Source organism: Mycobacterium shinjukuense, from assembly GCF_010730055.1.
Taxonomy (GTDB): domain Bacteria; phylum Actinomycetota; class Actinomycetes; order Mycobacteriales; family Mycobacteriaceae; genus Mycobacterium; species Mycobacterium shinjukuense.
This window is the reverse complement of record NZ_AP022575.1, coordinates 3033997-3054165: the sequence shown is the minus strand read 5'-3', so window position 1 is coordinate 3054165 and position 20169 is coordinate 3033997. Positions and strand designations below refer to the sequence as shown.

The 20169-nt window shown below is 70.7% G+C and carries 11 protein-coding genes; 9 read left to right on the top strand and 2 right to left on the bottom strand.

Features of this window, described 5'->3' with window-relative positions:
- The first annotated feature begins 27 nt into the window (after positions 1-27).
- A complete protein-coding gene (locus tag G6N20_RS13775; RefSeq protein WP_163663025.1) occupies positions 28-4743 on the top strand; it encodes a PE family protein in 4716 nt (1571 codons plus the stop codon).
- Here the strand turns inward: G6N20_RS13775 and G6N20_RS13770 are convergent.
- The gene (locus G6N20_RS13770; RefSeq protein WP_197745480.1) at positions 4740-5276 is read right to left on the bottom strand and encodes a hypothetical protein; all 537 of its coding nucleotides are present in this window, start codon (positions 5274-5276) and stop codon (positions 4740-4742) included. The genes G6N20_RS13775 and G6N20_RS13770 overlap by 4 nt on opposite strands.
- 404 nt (positions 5277-5680) lie before the next feature.
- Here G6N20_RS13770 and G6N20_RS13765 point away from each other — a divergent pair, with 404 nt between their 5' ends.
- The 5 genes from G6N20_RS13765 (at position 5681) to rplL (ending at position 12687) form a co-directional block, all read left to right on the top strand.
- Positions 5681-9862, top strand: coding sequence for a glycoside hydrolase family 38 N-terminal domain-containing protein (locus G6N20_RS13765; protein ID WP_083045969.1), 4182 nt, complete (start codon positions 5681-5683; stop codon positions 9860-9862).
- Positions 9859-10470, top strand: a complete 612-nt coding sequence (locus G6N20_RS13760) for a DUF7158 domain-containing protein (RefSeq protein WP_083045968.1) — start codon at positions 9859-9861, stop codon at positions 10468-10470. Before G6N20_RS13765 ends, G6N20_RS13760 begins: the two co-directional genes overlap by 4 nt.
- Positions 10471-10475: 5 nt before the next feature.
- Positions 10476-11396, top strand: coding sequence for an ROK family protein (locus tag G6N20_RS13755; protein WP_083045967.1), 921 nt, complete (start codon positions 10476-10478; stop codon positions 11394-11396).
- 297 nt (positions 11397-11693) lie between these two features.
- Positions 11694-12263 carry a 50S ribosomal protein L10 gene (gene rplJ / locus G6N20_RS13750; RefSeq protein WP_083045966.1) on the top strand — a complete coding sequence of 190 codons (570 nt, stop codon included), beginning with the start codon at positions 11694-11696 and terminating at the stop codon, positions 12261-12263.
- Between the two features lie 31 nt (positions 12264-12294).
- Positions 12295-12687, top strand: a complete 393-nt coding sequence (rplL, locus tag G6N20_RS13745; RefSeq protein ID WP_083045965.1) for a 50S ribosomal protein L7/L12 — start codon at positions 12295-12297, stop codon at positions 12685-12687.
- On the opposite strand, the gene G6N20_RS13740 is transcribed toward rplL, so the two are convergent.
- Positions 12680-13396, bottom strand: coding sequence for a TetR/AcrR family transcriptional regulator (locus G6N20_RS13740; protein ID WP_142271823.1), 717 nt, complete (start codon positions 13394-13396; stop codon positions 12680-12682). The two genes, rplL and G6N20_RS13740, sit on opposite strands and share 8 nt — an antisense overlap.
- A 71-nt stretch (positions 13397-13467) precedes the next feature.
- Here G6N20_RS13740 and G6N20_RS13735 point away from each other — a divergent pair, with 71 nt between their 5' ends.
- The 3 genes from G6N20_RS13735 to rpoB all read left to right on the top strand — a co-directional run bounded on the left by G6N20_RS13735 (position 13468) and on the right by rpoB (position 20138).
- The gene (locus G6N20_RS13735; protein WP_083045963.1) at positions 13468-14973 is read left to right on the top strand and encodes a carotenoid oxygenase family protein; all 1506 of its coding nucleotides are present in this window, start codon (positions 13468-13470) and stop codon (positions 14971-14973) included.
- A 148-nt stretch (positions 14974-15121) separates the two neighbouring features.
- A complete protein-coding gene (locus G6N20_RS13730; RefSeq protein WP_083045962.1) occupies positions 15122-16132 on the top strand; it encodes an ABC transporter ATP-binding protein in 1011 nt (336 codons plus the stop codon).
- A gap of 487 nt (positions 16133-16619) precedes the next feature.
- Positions 16620-20138: a DNA-directed RNA polymerase subunit beta gene (rpoB, locus tag G6N20_RS13725; RefSeq protein ID WP_142271821.1), complete on the top strand. Its 3519-nt coding sequence runs from the start codon at positions 16620-16622 to the stop codon at positions 20136-20138.
- The last annotated feature ends 31 nt before the right edge of the window (positions 20139-20169 follow it).

Sequence of the window (20169 nt, the reverse complement as noted above, 5' to 3'; positions counted from 1 at the left end):
GATTGCCGGGGCGGCAGGAGGTAATCCATGTCGTTTGTGATTGCATCAACAGAGTTGATAGCAGCTGCGGCAGAGGATTTGGCCGATATCGGTTCGACGATCGGCACCGCCAACGCCGCGGTCGCGGCGGCCACGACAGAGGTGCTGGCCGCCGGAGCTGATGAGGTGTCGACACGGATTGCAGCCCTGTTTGGCGGCTACGGCCTGGAATATCAGACGGTCAGCGCGCAGCTGGCGGCCTACCACCAGCAGTTTGTACAGACCTTGAGAGCCGGGACGGACGCGTACCTGGCTGCTGATACGGCCAACGCCGCGGCCGTGGATCCGAATCTGCTGAGGATCATCAATGCACCAACCCAGGCGCTGCTGGGGCGCCCGCTGATCGGTGATGGAGCCAACGCGACCACTCCCGGTGGCAACGGCGGAGCCGGCGGACTCCTGTTCGGCAACGGCGGCAACGGTGCACCCGGCGACCCGGGACAGGCTGGCGGGGCCGGCGGGGCCGCTGGGCTATGGGGCAACGGTGGGGCCGGTGGAGCCGGTGGGAGCGGTGGTGCAACCGGCGGGGCAGGCGGTGCCGGCGGGTGGCTGTTCGGTGTGGGTGGGCCCGGTGGCAGCGGCGGGCCCGGCGGCGGGACCGGCGGGGCCGGTGGGCCCGGCGGATTGCTGTGGGGTGGCGGCGGCATCGGTGGCAGCGGCGGCTACGGCGGCGGCACCGGAGGGCCCGGCGGCCGCGCCCCGCTGCTGTTCGGTGCTGGCGGGGTCGGCGGGGCGGGCGGTGCGGGCACTGATGCAGGTCCCGGTGGTACCGGTGGGCCCGGTGGGCAGGGCGGCGTCGGGGGGGATGGTGGATGGTTAACGCCGGGTGGCGCCGGCGGGGTGGGGGGCATCGGGGGGATGGGCGGCCGTGGCAGTGATGGCGGCGCGGTGGGTGGCACCGGCGGGCAGGGCGGTCTCGGCGGCGCCGGTGGCGCCGGCGGTAGGGGCGCGCTGTTGTTCGGTGCCGGCGGGCAAGGCGGTCTCGGCGGCGCCGGTGGGGTGGGCGGCTACGGCGGCAACGGCGGCGAAGGCGCGCTCGCGGGCCTAGGTGGTGTCGGGGGCACGGGCGGTACCGGTGGTGTCGGCGGTATCGCTGGTCCCGGTGGGGCCGGTGGGGCCGGTCAATTCTTGAGCGCCAGTGGCGCACCCGGCGCTGCCGGTGTCGGTGGCACCGGCGGACAGGGCGGTACCGGCGGCGCTGGTGCCGCCGGTACCGATGCCCCGGCAGGCAGTGGGCTTACCGGCGGAAGTGGGTTCGCCGGCGGCGCTGGCGGCAATGGAGGGGCCGGCGGCAACGCGATCGCGGGCGGCATCAATGGCTCCGGCGGGGCTGGCGGTGTCGGCGGCCGGGGTGGTACCGGTGGAGCCGGTGGCTCCGGCGCGGACAACCCCACCGGTGTCGGCGGCACCGGGGGGGCGGGCGGCACCGGCGGGGCCGCGGGCGCAGGCGGCGTTGGCGGCGCAGCGGGCACCGGCGGGTACGGCGGCAGCGTGGGCGCTACCGGCAAGGCGGGTATCGGTGGCACCGGCGGACAGGGCGGTGCCGGCGGCGCTGGCGGGAACGGCACCGACGCTCCCGCCGGCAGCGGGCTTGTCGGTGGTACCGGGTTCGCCGGTGGCGCCGGCGGGGCCGGCGGAGCTGGAGGTGACGGCGGCCCCGACGGCACGGGCGGGGTTGGCGGCGCCGGCGGTGTAGGTGGGGCGGGCGGTCAGGGCGGGGCGGGTGCTGACAGTGTCGATCCGTTGGTGGCCGGCGCGGCTGGTGGTCAAGGCGGAGCCGGTGGCGCCGGCGGGGCCGCCGGTTTGGGCGGGGCTGGCTCCACCATCGGCGCGGCCGGCACCGCCGGTGACGGCGGAACCGGCGGCGGGGGTGGTACGGGCGGCAAGGGGGCCGACAATATCACCATCGCCGCGCCCGGTGCCCAGGGGGGTACCGGCGGAACCGGCGGGGCCGGCGGTCAGGGTGGTGAGGGCGGGGCGGCGGGGGCGGCGAATGGCGGCACCGCTGGCCAGCAAGGCGCCGGCGGCCGTGGCGGGGCCGGTGGAGCGGGTGGGGCGGGCGGTGTGGGCGGGGCCGGTGCTGACAGCGTCGATCCGTTGGTAGCTGGCGGGGCTGGTGGTCGAGGTGGAACCGGCGGTGCCGGCGGGGCCGCCGGTCTGGGCGGGGCCGGCTCCACCATCGGCGCGGCCGGTGTCGGCGGCGCTGGTGGAAGAGGTGGTGACGGCGGCCAGGGCGGTGCTGGCGCGACCGGGACGGCAGGTAGCGGTGCTGCCGGAGGTCATGGCGGTGACGGTGGTGGCGGTGGAACTGGTGGCGCCGGCGGGGCCGCTGGTCCCGGTGGAACCGCTGGTGCTGGAGGCGCGGGCGGTAACGGCGCCAAGGGCGGTGACGGGGCTAACGGCGCCACCAACAGCGCCGCCGGGGGCGCCGGCGGCAACGGCGGCAACGGTGGCAAAGGTGGCGCCGCCGGTGCCGGCGGCTCCGGCGCCACCCCCGGCGCCAACGGTGTGGCCGGTGACGGCGGCAAAGGCGGCGACGGCGCACCCGGCACTACCGGCACGACCGGCCTCGGACACGGCGGCCACGGCGGAACCGGTGGGAACGGCGGCAACGGCGGGACCGGTGGGGCCGGCGGCGACGGCATCGGCGGTGTCGGCGGCGGCGACGGCGGCGACGGCGGCAATGGCGGCGACGGCGGCACTGGGGGTGCGGGTGGAAACGCTGCCGGTATGACCGGCACCAATGGCAACAACGGCGGCGACGGCGGCAACGGCGGCAACGGGGGCAACGCCGGTGCTGGGGGTGCTGCCGGTAGCGGTGGCGGCGCTGCGGGCGCCAACGGAACCGGCGGCGACGGCGGCGATGGCGGTGCCGCCGGCGCCGCCACGGCCGGCGGCAACGGCGGCGCCGGTACCGGCACAGACGGCGGCACCGGCGGCAACGGTGGTAAGGGCGGGGCCGGTGGCGCTGGCGGCGACGGCATCGGTGGAGTCGGCGGCGGCGCCGGTGGCAATGGTGCCGATGGCGCCGACGGCGGCGTGGGCGGCAACGGCGGCAGCGGTGTCGTCGCCGCTAACACCGGCGGCACCGGCGGAAACGGCGGGAAAGGCGGGACCGGTGGCGACGGTGGTGCCGCGGGCGCCGGTGGCGCCGGCGGCGGTGCCAACGGCACCGCCGGCAACGGCGGCCAAGGCGGCGCCGGAGGCAACGGCGGCGCCGGCGCAACCTCATCAACGGCGAACGGCGGCAACGGCGGCAACGGCGGCAAGGGGGGCGAGGGCGGCGGCGGTGGCACTGGCGGCGACGGCGTCGGTGGGGTCGGCGGCGGCGACGGCGGCCAGGGCGGCAACGGCGGGCACGGTGGCGCCGGCGCCAACGGCAACAACCGCAACCTCTCCGGCGGCACCGGCGCCGGTGGCCAAGGAGGGGCCGCCGGCAACGGCGGCACCGGCGGTCACGGGGGCGCAGGCGGAGGGAACGGCGGCAAAGGCGGCGACGCTGGCGATGGTGGCGCCGGCGGTAAAGGCGGCAGCGGTACCACCATCACCACCCCCGGCGGCAAAGGTGGCGCTGGTGGCAGCAGCGGCACTGGTGGTGACGGTGGCAACGGCGGCGACGGCGGCGGCAACGGCGGCCAAGGCGGCAACGCCGGCACTGGCGGTAGAGGCGGCGACGGCGGCACCGGCGGCGGTAGCGGCGGTAGTGGCGGCAGGGGCGGTGATACCGGTAACGGCGGAAACGGTGGCCAAGGTGGCAACGGCGGCGGCAACGGCGGCCAAGGCGGCAACGCCGGCACCGGCGGTAGAGGCGGTAACGGCGGCACCGGAAACAACAACTACGGCGGCGGTAGTGGCGGCTTCGGCGGCAGCAGCGGTACTGGCGGTGACGGTGGCGACGGCGGCGACGGCGGCGGCGCCGGCGGCCAAGGCGGCAACGGCGGCACCGGCGGCCGAGGCGGCAACGGCGGCAGCGTCAGTAGCGGAGACGGCGACAGCGGCACTGGTGGCCGAGGCGGGTCCGGCGGCAACGGCGGTAGAGGCGGCGCGGGCGGCGCCGGCGGCGGCGACGGAGGCCATGGCGGCAACGCCGGCAACGGCGGCAACGGCGGCACCGGCGGCAACGATAATTCCACCACCGGTAACGGCCTTATCGGCGCTGGCGGCAACGGCGGCGCCGGCGGCACCGGGGGAGCCGGCGGATCCGGTACCGACGGCGGCAACGGCGGCAACGGTGGCAACGGTGGCGACGGTGGCACCGGCGGCACCGGCGGTAGCATCAGCGACACAAGCCCAAGCGGCCTTCCCGCCGGCAACGGTGGCAACGGCGGTACCGCTGGCAACGGTGGCGACGGCGGCACCGGCAAGATCGGCGGCAACGGCGGCAAAGGCGGCAACGGCGGGAAGGGCGGAACCGGCGGCAACGCCTCGGGTCCCGGCCGTGGCGGGAACGGCGGCACCGGCGGCGATGGCGGCCGAGGAGGCAACGGCGGCATCGGAGACATCACCGGCGGATTCGGTGGCGGTGGTGGTAACGGCGGCAACGGCGGCGACGGCGGCACCGGGGGTAGGGGCGACGAAGGCTCCAACGGCACAACTGGCAGCAGCGGTGAGGCCGGCGGTGAGCCCGCAGGTGCCCTTGGCGGCCTCGGTGGGTTCGGCGGAAAGGGCGGCAAAGGCGGCGAGGGCGGCTCTGAATTTCCTTAGCTCGATTTTTGACCCGTATCGGGTTTGCTCGGGCGGGTGGTGGCGTGCTTGCCGACGTCGTGTCGGGCGGCGCACTGCTTGTTTTTGGTGCCGGGTGGCCGTCCGGGGCCGGGCCGGGAGGGTTTCGGTGCGCCGGCCGGGAGGGGTGTTGTCGGGCGGAGGTTCCGACATCCTTGACGGACCCGCGCCGGGGTGAGCCGGCGGGGCTGGGCGGCGGGTTTCTCCCAGGGTCGGCGCAGGTCTTCGGCGAGGTCCTGGACATGGCTGATCATCGCCGCCCACACCCAGCTCCGGCTCGCCAGGTCCAGCGGTCGCCCTGCTCGGGTGTGCGGACCCGGGGGCGGGTCCAGCCGGGTGATGTCGACAACGCGTTCTTCGCGTTTCAGCTGGTCGGTGTGCGGACCCGGGGGCGGGTCCAGCCGGGTGATGTGGTGGCCGGCGTCGAACACGATCAGGATGTCGGGGTCGCCGGGCCGGTGCTGGCCGGTCTCTTGGAGCCGTTTGACGACCTCGCGGACGTGCGCGGCGGTCACCTCGGTCCGGTCGTCACACGGGCCTTACTGGGAGGCCGCGAGGGATCTCAGACAGAGGAGATCCCTCGCGCTTTCGATTCCTTCGCCCCGCTGCGTGGGACGAACTCAACCCATCTGGTCCGTCGACCGTATGGGGACGCTCGCTGCCAAGTAAGTGAAGCGTTTTCCCGCCCACGTTGTCGACGAGCTGGCTATCTGTATCGGAAGCTGCTGCAGCACAAAGTTATTCGCGCGCAGCGTGCTATCCGGTGGCGGCGACTATTGACGAGTCAGGGATGAGATGACGTCCCGGTCCGGTCAAGTTTGGTCTCGAGATTGTGGACTTTATGGTCCGGGGAGCACGTCAAAGGTGCGCTTTTCCGTAACGCCTTTATCGGGCCATCCGGTCGCCGTAGGGTGCGGGCATGGTGGTGGTTGCCGCGGAGTCGACCGAACTGTTCGTCGGCGCGCCCAACGCGCCGCTGCAGCTGGCCCGCGTCACCGTCAGCGAGCGCGCCGAACCGACGCCGATCCGCATCGACGGCGATGGCTTGAGCGGGGAGGCGATCGTCGACCCCGGCCGGCGGATGGTCGAGGTTCCGGTCGCGGTGAACCGCCCGGTCGTCGGACAGCAGCGGGCCGCGCGGGTGCACACGGCCGATGGGCCGGCCCTGGCCTTCGAGTTCACCGTCGCCGAGCCGGGGTGGACGATGTTCATGGTTAGCCACTTCCACTACGACCCGGTGTGGTGGAACACCCAGGGCGCCTACACCAGCCGGTGGCGCGAAGACCCGCCGGGGCGTGCCCGGCAGGCCAACGGGTTCGAGCTGGTGCGCGCGCATCTGGAGATGGCCCGCCGCGAGCCCGAGTACAAGTTCGTGCTGGCCGAGGTCGACTACCTCAAGCCGTACTGGGACACCCACCCGGAGGACCGTGCCGACCTGCGCCGCCTGCTCGCCCAAGGCCGCGTCGAGGTGATGGGCGGGACCTACAACGAACCCAACACCAACCTCACCAGCCCGGAGACCACGATCCGAAACCTGGTGCACGGCATGGGGTTTCAGCGTGACGTGCTGGGCGCTGACCCGGCCACCGCGTGGCAGCTGGACGTGTTCGGTCACGACCCGCAATTCCCCGGGATGGCCGCCGATGCCGGGCTGACGTCGAGTTCCTGGGCCCGCGGCCCGCATCACCAGTGGGGCCCGGCCCTGGGTGGCCCCGAAGCCGGCGGTGTCGATCGCATGCAGTTTTCCAGCGAGTTCGAGTGGATTTCGCCGTCGGGCCGCGGCCTGCTCACCCACTACATGCCGGCGCATTATTCGGCGGGCTGGTGGATGGACTCGTCGACCTCGCTGGCCGAGGCCGAGGCGGCCACCTATGCGCTTTTCGAGCAGCTCAAGACGGTCGCGTTGACCCGCAACGTGCTGCTGCCGGTCGGCACCGATTACGCCCCGCCGAACAAGTGGGTCACCGCGATCCACCGCGACTGGGCCGCGCGCTACACCTGGCCGCGATTCGTGTGCGGGCTGCCGCGGGAGTTCTTCGCGGCGGTGCGCGCCGAGCTGGCGCAGCGGGGCGCGATGCCGTCGCCGCAAACCCGTGACATGAACCCGATCTACACCGGCAAGGACGTGTCGTACATCGACACCAAACAAGCCAACCGGGCCGCCGAGAACGCCGTCTTGGAGGCGGAGCGGTTCGCCGTGTTCGCCGCGCTAATGACCGGAGCGCAGTATCCGCAGGCCGCGTTGGCCAAGGCGTGGGTGCAGCTGGCCTACGGCGCACACCACGACGCGATCACCGGCTCGGAGTCCGACCAGGTCTACCTCGACCTGCTGACCGGCTGGCGCGACGCGTGGGAGCTGGGCCGCGCCGCCCGCGACAACTCGCTGCGGCTGCTGTCCGGGGCGGTGGCGGGCCCGGATGACCGCGTCGTGGTGTGGAACCCGCTGACCGGCCGGCGCACCGATATCGTCACCGCCCGGCTCGACCCGCCGCTGGACGCGGGGGTGCGGGTCGTCGACCCCGATGGCGACGAGCTGCCCGCGCATGTCGAGCACGGCGGGCGGACGGTCACCTGGCTGGCGCGGGATGTCCCGTCGCTGGGCTGGCGGGCTTACCGGCTGATCCCGGCCGACGGGCCCGCGGGCTGGGAACCCGCGGCCGGTGTCGAGATCGCCAACGAGCAGTACCGCCTGGCCGTCGACCCCGAGCGCGGCGGGGCGGTGCGGTCGCTGGTGTGTGCCGGCCGCGAGCTGATCGCGCGCGGCCGGGTGGGCAACGAGCTCGCCGCCTATGAGGAATACCCCGCGCACCCGACCCAGGGCGAGGGCCCGTGGCACCTGCTGCCCAAGGGGCCGGTGGTCTGCTCGTCGGAATGGCCGGCGGAGGTCCAGGCCTACCACGGTCCGCTGGGTCAACGCCTGGTGGTGTGGGGCCGGATGGGCGCGTTGCTGCGCTACACCCAGACGCTCACCCTGTGGCGCGGGGTCGCCCGACTGGACTGCCGCACCACCATCGACGGGTTCACCGGCCACGACCGTTTGCTGCGGCTGCGCTGGCCGTGTCCGGTGCCGGGCGCCATGCCGGTCAGTGAGGTGGGCGACGCCGTCGTCGGGCGCGGTTTTGCGTTGCTGCATGACGGGGCGGAGTCGGTGGACACCGCGCGACACCCGTGGACCCTGGACAACCCGGCCTACCGGTGGTTCGGGTTGTCCTCGGCGGCCCGGGTGCGGGTCGGCGGCACGGCCCTGCGGGCGGTATCGGTGGCCGAGGTGGTCTGTCCTTCCGAGGCGACGTCTGGACCGATGGCCCGCGACCTGATGATCGCGCTGGTCCGCGCCGGCGTCACGGCCACCTGCAGCGGCGCCGACAAGCCGCGCTACGGCCACCTCGACGTGGACTCCAATGTGCCGGACACCCGGATCGCGCTGGGCGGGCCCGCCCGCAACGTGTTCACCAAGGCCGTGCTGGCCGACGCCGACCCGGTGTACGTCGCCGAACTCGAACGCCAACTGGCCGACACCGGCCGGGCCAGGGTGTGGGTGCCGGCCGCGGCGCCGTTGGTTGCGGTCTGGGTGCCCGGGGCAGACGTGCGGGCGCCGTGTGCGCTGCCGGTGCTGATAATCGACGGCCGCGACGACACGAGCCTCGCCGCCGCGATCGCCGCGGTGGTCGACGATCTGGGCGACGCCGAGATTGCCGTCACCCAGCAGGCCCCCGCGCCCGCGGAACCGTTCGAGGCCCGCACGGTCGCGCTGCTCAACCGCGGGGTGCCCAGCTTCGCTGTGGACTGCGCGGGCACCCTGCATGCCGCGTTGATGCGGTCCTGCACCGGATGGCCGTCCGGTGTCTGGATCGACGAACCGCGCCGCACCGCGCCCGATGGCTCCAGCTTCCAGCTTCAGCATTGGACGCACGTTTTCGACTACGCGCTGATCTGCGGCGACGGCGACTGGCGGGACGCCGAGGTCTGCGCGCGCGGCGCGCAATTCTCCCAGCCGCTGCTGGCGGTGACCCCGTGCACGGGGCTGGGCAGGCTGCCGCGGCAGGGATCGCTGCTGCATGTCGAGCCCGCCGGCGCGGTGCACCTGGGTGCCCTCAAGGCCGCCGGCAACCCGCTGACCGCCGGTCGCGCCGAACCGGTCGACCCCGCCGCGGTGGCCCTGCGTCTAGTGGAGACCACCGGGGCCGGCAGCCGCGTGGTCGTCGGCTCCGAGCTGGGCACCATTCGCGCGCTGCGGCTGGCCGACCTGCGGGAAACCCCGTTGCAGCGGGCCTGGTCGACCGAGCTGCATGGTTACCAGCTCGCCACCGTGCTGGCCCGGCTCGATCTGCCGGCGGTGCCATCCGGCCCGCGCGAGCTGGCCCCGCACACCGAACGAGCCCAGCCGCTCTATGCCCGATATTGGCTGCACAATCGCGGCCCCGCGCCACTGGGCGGGCTGCCCGCCGTCGCGTACCTGCGGCCCCAGGCGGTGACCGCCGAGCCGGCCGCTGAGGTGGTGCTGCGCCTGACCGCGGCCAGCGACTGCACCGATTCGGTGCTGACCGGCACGGTCGAGCTGGTGTGCCCGGACGGCTGGTCGGCCGCGCCTGCCAAGCTGCCGTTCACGCTGTGCGCCGGCGGGTATCTGGACGCCGATGTGGTGCTGGCGATCCCGGCCCAGGCGCGACCGGGGCACTATCCCGTCCGGGCCCAGCTCGGACTCTCCGGGGAGGTGCCGGCCGCCTGGCAGCAGGTGGTCGAGGACGTGTGCGTGGTGACCCTGGGGACCGCCGAGCCACCGGAACTGGTGTACCTGGTCGAGGGCCCGGCCGACGTCGAGGTGGCCGCGGGCGATTCGGCGCGGCTCTCGGTCACGGTCGGCAGCCACGCCTGCGCAAACCTGACGGTGGAGGCCCACCTGATCAGCCCGTGGGGCACCTGGGAGTGGGTGGGCCCGGCCGTGCAGGGTGCCGACCTGCCCCCCGGCGGCACCGTCGAACTGGTCTTCGACGTGACTCCGCCCCCCTGGTGGCAACCCGGCCGGTGGTGGGCCCTGATCCGGGTCGGCGCTGCGGGCTGGCTGGTCTACTCGCCGGCGGTGTCGGTGACCGTGACATGAGCCTGGTCGCGACCGTGGCCGGCGCACCGGTTGCCGTCGACGAGGTCGACGCCCGGGAAGCGCGGCTGCGCAGCGGTCCGTGTGCCGCCCGGTGGCCGGCGAGCGGCACCAGCGAGGGCCGACAATTGCGGCGCTGGCTCACCCAGCTGATCGTGACCGAGCGGGTGGTCGCCGTTGAGGCGGCGGCGCGTGGCCTCGGTGCGGCCGACGCCCCGACCGAGGCCGAGGTGTTGCCCGACGTGACCGCCCGGCTGGAGCTCGGCAGCATCGCCGCCGCCGCGCTGGCCGACCCGCTGGCCCGGGCGTTGTTCGCCGACGTCACCGCCGCGGTCCAAATTTCCGACGCCGAGGTGGCCGACTATCATGCCCGCAACCCGCTGCGGTTCGCCCAGCGCCGGCCCGGCCGCGACGGCTGGTGCACCCCGACGGTCAGCGCGCCACCCCTCGAGCGGGTGCGGCCGGTCATCAACGAGCATCTGCTGGGTGCCGCGCGGCGTCGCGCCTTCCGGATCTGGTTGGACGCCCGCCGGGCCGCGCTGGTGCGCCTGGCACCTGGCTACGAGCATCCGGGTGACCCCCGCCAACCCGACAACACCCACCGGCACTGATCCTCATGCGCACCCTCTGCCTCGACATCGGCGGCACCAAGATCGCCGCTGGCCTCGCCGATACCGCCGGAGTGCTGCTGCACACCGCCACCCGCCCGACCCCGGCGCGCCGCGACCCCGAAGGGGTGTGGGCGGCGGTGGCCGCGATGATCGCCGACGCGTTGCGCGTGGCCGGCGGCACGGTCGGTGCGGTGGGCATCGCCTCCGCCGGCCCCGTCGACCTGCGAGCCGGGACCGTCAGCCCGATCAACATCCCGGGTTGGCGCGGATTTCCGCTGCGGGACCGAGTCACCGACCTGGTGCCCGGTGTGCCGGTGCGGCTGGGCGGTGACGGTGTCTGCATGGCGCTCGGCGAGCACTGGCGTGGGGCCGGCCGGGGCGCGCGTTTCCTGCTGGGAATGGTCGTCTCCACCGGAGTCGGCGGCGGATTGGTGCTCGACGGCGCCCCGTATGACGGCCGCACCGGCAACGCCGGTCATGTCGGTCACGTGGTGGTCGACCAGGATGGTGAGCCCTGTGCGTGCGGCGGGCGCGGTTGCGTCGAGACGGTGGCGGCCGGCCCGGCGATGGTGCGCTGGGCGCGGGCCAATGGTTGGGCGGCGGCGCCGGACGCCGGCGCCCGGGAGCTGGCCGACGCGGCGGAGGCCGGGGACGCGGTGGCGCTGGCGGCCTTTCGCCGGGGCGCCCGGGGCGTGGCGGCGATGATCGCCTCGGTGGGTGCGGTGTGCGACCTCGACCTGGTCGTCGTCGGGGGAGGCGTCGCCAAGTCCGGACGCCTGCTCTTCGACCCGCTGCGGGCGGCGTTGTCCGACTACGCCCGGCTGGACTTCCTGGCCGGCCTGCGCGTGGTGGGGGCCCAGCTCGGCGGTGAGGCCGGGCTGGTCGGCGCGGCCAGGCTCGCCACTATGACGTTCGGCCGACGGTGAATCCGCCGACGCGACACGCCGGCGGGGCGTCGCGGTGTTCACACTCGGCGCTTTGGCTGATCGGACGGGACCACGCTATTGTGGTTGCCGATCCACCGAAGACCGTCGGTCACCGAGAAATCGGTCGAAGGTCCGGGACTATCCCGGCGACCCACGCAGGAGGACGAGGCATTACGCGTCGGCGTGCGCGCCGACACATTTCCACGCCCCGGCCGCTTCCTGCACCGGGGCGTTCGTCGTTTCCGGGTGGGTCGCAGACGGCAAGTCGCACCAGGACTTTCACCTCAGGAGGTATGCATGGCCAAGGCTGACAAGGCCACCGCGGTGGCAGACATCGCGGCGCGCTTCAAGGCCTCGACCGCTGCCGTTATCACCGAATACCGGGGTTTGACGGTGGCCAACCTGGCGCAGCTGCGCCGGTCGCTGGGGGAGTCGGCCAGCTACGCGGTGGCCAAGAACACGCTTATCAAGCGGGCGGCCTCGGAGGCCGGCATCGAGGGACTCGACGAGCTGTTCGCCGGCCCGACCGCGATCGCGTTCGTCACCGGTGAACCGGTGGACGCCGCCAAGACCATCAAGACCTTCGCCAGGGAGCACAAGGCGCTGGTCATCAAGGGCGGCTACATGGATGGCCACCCGCTGAGCGTCGCCGACGTCGAACGCATCGCCGACCTGGAATCCCGTGAGGTGCTGCTGGCCAAGCTGGCCGGCGCGATGAAGGGCAACCTCGCCAAGGCCGCCGGGTTGTTCACTGCGCCCGCATCGCAGATGGCCCGACTGGCGGCCGCACTGCAGGAAAAGATGGCCGCCGAGGCACCCGGCACGCCCGCGGACACTGCGGCCGCAGAACCAGCTTCAGACCAATAATCCACCACCCCCGAAACTAGGAAGGACCACCATGGCAAAGCTCTCGACCGACGAATTGCTGGACGCGTTCAAGGAAATGACGCTGTTGGAGCTTTCGGACTTCGTCAAGAAGTTCGAGGAGACCTTCGAGGTCACCGCCGCGGCTCCGGTCGCCGTCGCCGCCGTGGGAGCCGCCCCGGCCGGCGCCGCCGCCGAGGCCGTCGAGGAGCAGACCGAGTTCGACGTGATCCTCGAGGCCGCCGGCGAGAAGAAGATCGGCGTCATCAAGGTGGTCCGGGAGATCGTCTCGGGCCTGGGCCTCAAGGAGGCCAAGGACCTGGTGGACAGCGCGCCCAAGCCGCTGCTGGAGAAGGTCGCCAAGGAAGCCGCCGACGAGGCCAAGGCCAAGCTCGAGGCGGCCGGCGCCACCGTCACCGTCAAGTAGTCGCTGCGCGAGAACCCCGGGGCTTTCGCGTCCCGCCTGCGACCACCGCCGACCGCTGCGAACGCTTCACCTGCTCGGCTGAATCTCCCAGGGCGACCAGCAAATTCGCTGTCATCGAGGCCAGCACCGGTTCCACCGCGGTGTCGTCGTCGTCGCCGTAGAACCCGGCGAGTTCGAGCATGACGAAGCCGTGGACCAACGCCCAGAACTGGGCCGCCACGGCCACCACGGTGGCGTCGTCATCCGCAGAGCCCGCGGCCGCTAACCGGCCGGCCAGCATCGACCGGCGCACCGCGCGCACCACGTGCGCGAAGCTGGGGTGCTGCTGCTCGATCTGGGCGATCGTTAGTGTCAAGACGTTGTGCGCCGGCGCGTTGATGCCGTGTGCGCTGGTGCTGCCGAACATCAGCCGATACATGTGTGGCCGCTCGATGGCGTAACGCCGGTAGGCGATGCCGACGGCCAGCAGGTCGCCGACGGGATCCGCGGTGCTGGGGAGCGTCAGCGCGGCATCGAACTGGCGCAACCCCTCTTCGGCGACCGCGGCGATGAGCCCGCGCATCCCGCCGAAATGGGTGTAGACCGCCATCGTGGAGGTGCCCGCGGCGCCGGCCACCTTGCGGGTCTGCAGCGCGTCGGGCCCGTGCTCGTTGAGCAGTCCCACGGCGGCCTGCAGCAACTCGTCTCGAACACCCGTCGGTGAAGTCATCCTTGCCATGTTCTCATCTGGGGCGTACGGTGCCTATAACACAGAAATAACAATGTTATAGGAGCTTGGACATGACCGCCGCGCACACCGCCGCCCCCTTGAACCCCTATCTGGACGGCTTCCTGGCGCCGGTGGGCGCCGAGGTGACCGCGACCGACCTGCCGGTCACCGGCCACATCCCCGACCACCTCGACGGGCGTTACCTGCGCAACGGGGCCAACCCGGTGGCACAGGTCGACCCCGCGATCTACCACTGGTTCAGCGGCGACGGCATGATCCACGGGGTCGCGCTGCGCGGCGGACAAGCCCGCTGGTACCGCAACCGATGGGTGCGCAGCCCGTCGGTATGTGCCGCCCTCGGCGAGCCGGCGCCCACCCGGATCAACCCGCGGGCCGGCATGCTGGCCCTGGGCGCCAACACCAGCGTGTTGGCCCACGCCGGCAAGACCCTGGCCCTCGTCGAAGCAGGCGTCGCCACCTACGAACTCACCGACGAGCTGGACACCGTTGGGACATGCGATTTCGACGGCACCCTGGCCGGGGGCTACACCGCCCATCCACACCGGGACCCGCGCACCGGCGAACTGCACGCGGTGTCCTACTCCTTCGCTCGCGGGAACACGGTGCAGTACTCGGTGATCGACACCCGGGGCCGCGCCCGTCGCACGGTCGACATCGAGGTGGGCGGCTCGCCGATGATGCACAACTTCTCGCTGACCGACAAGTATGTGGTGATCTACGACCTGCCGGTGACCTTCGACCCGGCGCAGGTGTTGCCGGCGACGATGCCGCGCTGGCTGCGGCTGCCCGCCCAGCTGGTGATGCAGTCGTTGATCGGACGCGTCCGGGTCCCGGGACCGATCGCGGCGCTGGTCAATCGCAACGAGCGACCCTCTGACCGCCTGCCATACGCCTGGAATCCGCGCTACCAGGCGCGGATCGGTGTGATGCCACGCGACGGCGGCAACGGTGACGTGCGCTGGTTCGACATCGAGCCCTGCTATGTCTACCACCCGCTCAACGCCTACTCGGAGGTCCGCGACGGCTCCGAGGTGCTGGTGCTCGACGTGGTGCGTTACTCGCGAATGTTCGACCGGGACCGGCGCGGCCCGGGCGGTGACAGCCTGCCGCGGCTGGATCGGTGGACGATCAACCTGGCGACCGGTGCGGTTTCCACCGAACGTCGTGACGACCGGCCGCAGGAATTTCCCCGGATCAACGAGACCCGGTTGGGCGGTCGGCATCGGTTCGGCTACACCGTCGGCATCGAGGGCGGTTTTTTTGCCCAAGACTCGTCGCAAATGGTGACCTGGCTGTACAAGCAGGATTATGTGACCGGGTCGACGACGGTCGCCGCGCTCGATCCCAACCTGCTGATCGGTGAGATGGCGTTCGTGCCGAACCCCTCGGCCAACGCCGAGGACGACGGCGTCCTCATGGGATACGGCCATCACCGCGGCCGCGACGAGGGCCAACTGCTGCTGTTGGACGCCCAGACCCTCGAGTCGATGGCCACCGTGCATCTGCCGCAACGGGTGCCGATGGGCTTCCACGGCACCTGGGCGCCGACCGCCTGACGGGTCCGCCACCCCAGAAGAACCGCCGCGCGCTCTGTAGAGTATTTGTTATCCGGGCAACCCTGATGACATGCCCCGACAGTGCGCTACAGTGACTCTTGCCACACAAAAAGGGCAGGTGGCGGCATCAGCGTCGGAAGGATTTCCCATGGGCGTCGCTATCGAGGTCAACGGACTCACGAAGTCCTTCGGATCCTCGAGGATCTGGGAAGACGTCACGCTCACGATCCCCGCTGGTGAGGTCAGCGTCTTGCTGGGCCCGTCGGGTACCGGCAAATCGGTGTTCCTGAAGTCGCTGATCGGTCTGTTACGGCCGGAGCGCGGCTCGATCATCATCGACGGCACCGACATCATCGAATGCTCGGCCAAGGAGCTGTACGAGATCCGGACATTGTTCGGCGTGCTATTCCAGGACGGTGCGCTGTTCGGGTCGATGAACCTCTTCGACAACACCGCGTTCCCGCTGCGGGAGCACACCAAGAAAAAGGAAAGCGAGATCCGTGACATCGTCATGGAGAAGCTGGCCCTGGTCGGCCTGGGTGGGGACGAGAAGAAGTTCCCCGGTGAGATCTCCGGCGGTATGCGCAAGCGTGCCGGCCTGGCCCGTGCGCTGGTTCTGGACCCGCAGATCATTCTCTGCGACGAGCCCGACTCGGGTCTAGACCCGGTCCGTACCGCCTACCTGAGCCAGTTGATCATGGACATCAACGCCCAGATCGACGCCACCATCTTGATCGTGACGCACAACATCAACATCGCCCGCACCGTGCCGGACAACATGGGCATGCTGTTCCGCAAGCACCTGGTGATGTTCGGCCCGCGGGAGGTGCTGCTGACCAGCGACGAGCCGGTGGTGCGGCAGTTCCTCAACGGCCGGCGCATCGGGCCGATCGGCATGTCCGAGGAGAAGGACGAGGCCACCATGGCCGAAGAGCAGGCGCTGCTGGATGCCGGCCATCACGCGGGTGGTGTCGAGGAAATCGAGGGCGTGCCGCCGCAAATCACCGCCACGCCGGGGATGCCGGAGCGCAAGGCGGTGGCTCGACGCCAGGCTCGGGTGCGCGAGATGTTGCACACGTTGCCCAAGAAAGCCCAGGTGGCGATCCTCGACGATCTCGAGGGCACGCACAAGTACCACTCGAGCGAGTTCGCCGGCTAGCCGCCTCGACGGCGCGCTGTGGCGATTTGCGTTCAACGAATTCCTGTGAAACAGCTGGTTACTCCGAACTGCCCGTAGACAGCCGTGTTGGGACGACCCGTGCGCGTTTGTGGGCTAACTTGCCGTAACTTGCCGCCCACCCCCCTTGACGACGGGCGCTAAACGGGCCAATCTGTTGGGCAGCATGTGTCCACGGGAACGTCGATATGCCAGCCAGCGCCGATGCCCCTGGACAGATTGTTGTGGGCATTTGAGGAATGCGCCGTCCTGCGCTATCGTTGGACGTTGCGCTGGCTACTTCCTGCCCACCTCACCTGCCACTTGACACCGTGGTCTTAGCCTGAGCCGAGTATGCGGCTCAGCTATGCGGTTGCGTGCGTGAGACCCGGACAGATCGTTCGCCGGCCAAACCGACAATTACCTGCGGCGAACAGGTCCGGTGGCCGCCGGCGCTCGTTTGCCGCACGAGGTGCTGGAAGGACGCATCTTGGCTGATTTCCGCCAAAGCAACACAGACGCTAGCCCCAGTCAGAGTCGCCCGCAAAGTTCTTCAAATGGCTCCGTTCCCGGAGCGCCCAACCGGGTTTCCTTCGCCAAACTCCGCGAACCCCTGGAAGTTCCGGGATTGCTTGACGTGCAAACCGATTCGTTCGAGTGGCTGATCGGTTCACCGCGTTGGCGTGAAGCCGCCCTCGCTCGGGGCGACGTCAACCCGATCGGGGGCCTCGAAGAGGTGCTCTACGAACTCTCACCGATCGAGGACTTCTCCGGGTCGATGTCCCTGTCGTTCTCCGACCCTCGCTTCGACGACGTCAAGGCACCCGTGGATGAGTGCAAAGACAAGGACATGACCTACGCGGCGCCGCTGTTCGTCACCGCGGAGTTCATCAACAACAACACCGGCGAGATCAAGAGCCAGACGGTGTTCATGGGTGACTTTCCAATGATGACCGAGAAGGGCACGTTCATCATCAACGGGACCGAGCGTGTGGTCGTCAGCCAGCTGGTGCGTTCGCCCGGGGTGTACTTCGACGAAACGATCGACAAGTCCACCGAGAAGACGCTGCACAGTGTCAAGGTGATTCCCAGCCGCGGCGCCTGGCTGGAGTTCGACGTCGACAAGCGCGACACCGTGGGTGTGCGCATCGACCGCAAGCGGCGCCAGCCCGTCACCGTGCTGCTCAAGGCACTGGGCTGGACCAGCGAGCAGATCACCGAGCGGTTCGGGTTCTCCGACATCATGATGTCGACGTTGGAGAAGGACAACACCGTCGGCACCGACGATGCGCTGTTAGACATCTACCGCAAGCTACGTCCGGGCGAGCCGCCGACCAAGGAGTCCGCGCAGACCCTGCTGGAGAACCTGTTCTTCAAGGAGAAGCGCTACGACCTGGCCAGGGTGGGCCGCTACAAGGTGAACAAGAAGCTCGGCCTGCACCCCGGTGAGCCCATCGGTACCACCACGCTGACCGAAGAGGACGTCGTCGCCACCATCGAGTACCTGGTCCGCCTGCATGCGGGTCAGCCGACGATGTGTGTCCCCGGCGGCGTCGAGGTGCCGGTGGAAACCGACGACATCGACCACTTCGGCAACCGTCGGCTGCGCACGGTGGGCGAGCTGATCCAGAACCAGATCCGGGTCGGCATGTCGCGGATGGAGCGGGTCGTCCGGGAGCGGATGACCACCCAGGACGTCGAGGCGATCACCCCGCAGACGCTCATCAACATCCGCCCGGTGGTTGCCGCGATCAAGGAATTCTTCGGCACCAGCCAGCTATCCCAGTTCATGGATCAAAACAACCCGCTCTCCGGCCTCACCCACAAGCGTCGACTGTCGGCGCTGGGGCCCGGGGGTCTGTCCCGGGAGCGCGCCGGGTTGGAGGTCCGTGACGTGCACCCGTCGCATTACGGCCGGATGTGCCCGATCGAGACCCCGGAAGGGCCCAACATCGGCCTGATCGGCTCGCTGTCGGTGTATGCGCGGGTCAATCCGTTCGGGTTTATCGAGACGCCGTACCGCAAGGTCCGCGACGGCATCGTGACCGACGAGATCGAGTACCTGACCGCCGACGAGGAGGACCGCCACGTCGTGGCCCAGGCCAACTCGCCGATCGACGCCGACGGCCGCTTCGTCGAACCGCGCGTTCTGGTCCGCCGCAAGGCGGGCGAGGTGGAGTACGTGCCGTCGTCCGAGGTGGACTACATGGACGTGTCGCCTCGCCAAATGGTGTCGGTGGCCACCGCGATGATCCCGTTCCTCGAGCACGACGACGCCAACCGTGCCCTGATGGGTGCCAACATGCAGCGCCAGGCGGTCCCGTTGGTGCGCAGCGAGGCCCCGCTGGTGGGCACCGGCATGGAGTTGCGCGCCGCCATCGACGCCGGCGACGTCGTCGTCGCTGAGAGGTCCGGGGTGATCGAGGAGGTGTCGGCCGACTACATCACCGTGATGGCCGACGACGGCACCCGGCACACCTACCGACTGCGCAAGTTCGCCCGCTCCAACCACGGCACCAGCGCCAACCAAACCCCGATCGTGGACGCGGGCGACCGGGTCGAGGCCGGCCAGGTCATTGCCGACGGTCCGTGCACCCAAAACGGCGAGATGGCGCTCGGCAAGAACCTGCTGGTGGCGATCATGCCGTGGGAGGGCCACAACTACGAGGACGCGATCATCCTGTCCAACCGACTCGTCGAAGAGGACATCCTCACCTCGATCCACATCGAGGAGCACGAGATCGACGCCCGCGACACCAAGCTGGGCGCCGAGGAGATCACCCGGGACATCCCGAACGTCTCCGACGAGGTGCTTGCCGACCTGGACGAGCGCGGCATCGTGCGCATCGGCGCCGAGGTGCGCGACGGGGACATCCTGGTCGGCAAGGTCACCCCCAAGGGGGAGACCGAGTTGACCCCGGAGGAGCGGCTGCTGCGCGCCATTTTCGGAGAGAAGGCCCGCGAAGTCCGTGACACCTCGCTGAAGGTGCCGCACGGCGAATCCGGCAAGGTGATCGGCATCCGGGTGTTCTCCCGCGAGGACGACGACGAACTGGCCGCCGGCGTCAACGAGCTGGTGCGGGTCTACGTGGCCCAGAAACGCAAGATCTCCGACGGTGACAAGCTGGCCGGCAGGCACGGCAACAAGGGCGTCATCGGCAAGATCCTGCCGGTGGAGGACATGCCGTTCCTTGCCGACGGGACCCCGGTGGACATCATCCTCAACACCCATGGCGTGCCGCGACGGATGAACATCGGCCAGATCCTGGAAACCCACCTGGGTTGGTGCGCGCACAGCGGCTGGAAGATCGATACGTCGGGCGGAGTGCCGGACTGGGCCGCCAAGCTGCCCGAGGAGCTGCTGGCGGCCGAGCCGAACGCGATCGTGTCGACACCGGTGTTCGACGGTGCCCGAGAGGAGGAGCTGCAGGGGCTGCTGTCGGCCACGCTGCCCAACCGCGACGGTGACGTGCTGGTGGATGGCGACGGCAAGGCCGTACTGTTCGACGGGCGCAGCGGCGAGCCGTTCCCGTATCCGGTCACGGTTGGCTACATGTACATCATGAAGCTGCACCACCTGGTGGACGACAAGATCCACGCCCGCTCCACCGGTCCGTACTCGATGATCACCCAGCAGCCGCTGGGTGGTAAGGCGCAGTTCGGCGGCCAGCGGTTCGGCGAGATGGAGTGCTGGGCCATGCAGGCCTACGGTGCGGCCTACACGCTGCAGGAGCTGCTGACCATCAAGTCCGACGACACCGTCGGCCGGGTCAAGGTGTACGAGGCGATCGTCAAGGGGGAGAACATCCCGGAACCGGGGATTCCCGAGTCGTTCAAGGTTCTGCTCAAGGAGCTGCAATCGCTGTGCCTCAACGTGGAAGTGCTGTCCAGTGACGGTGCGGCGATCGAGCTGCGCGAGGGGGAGGACGAGGATCTTGAGCGGGCCGCGGCCAACCTGGGAATCAACTTGTCCCGCAACGAATCCGCGTCCGTCGAGGACCTGGCGTAAATCAGCTAACCACTAAACCCGTTAGGGGAAA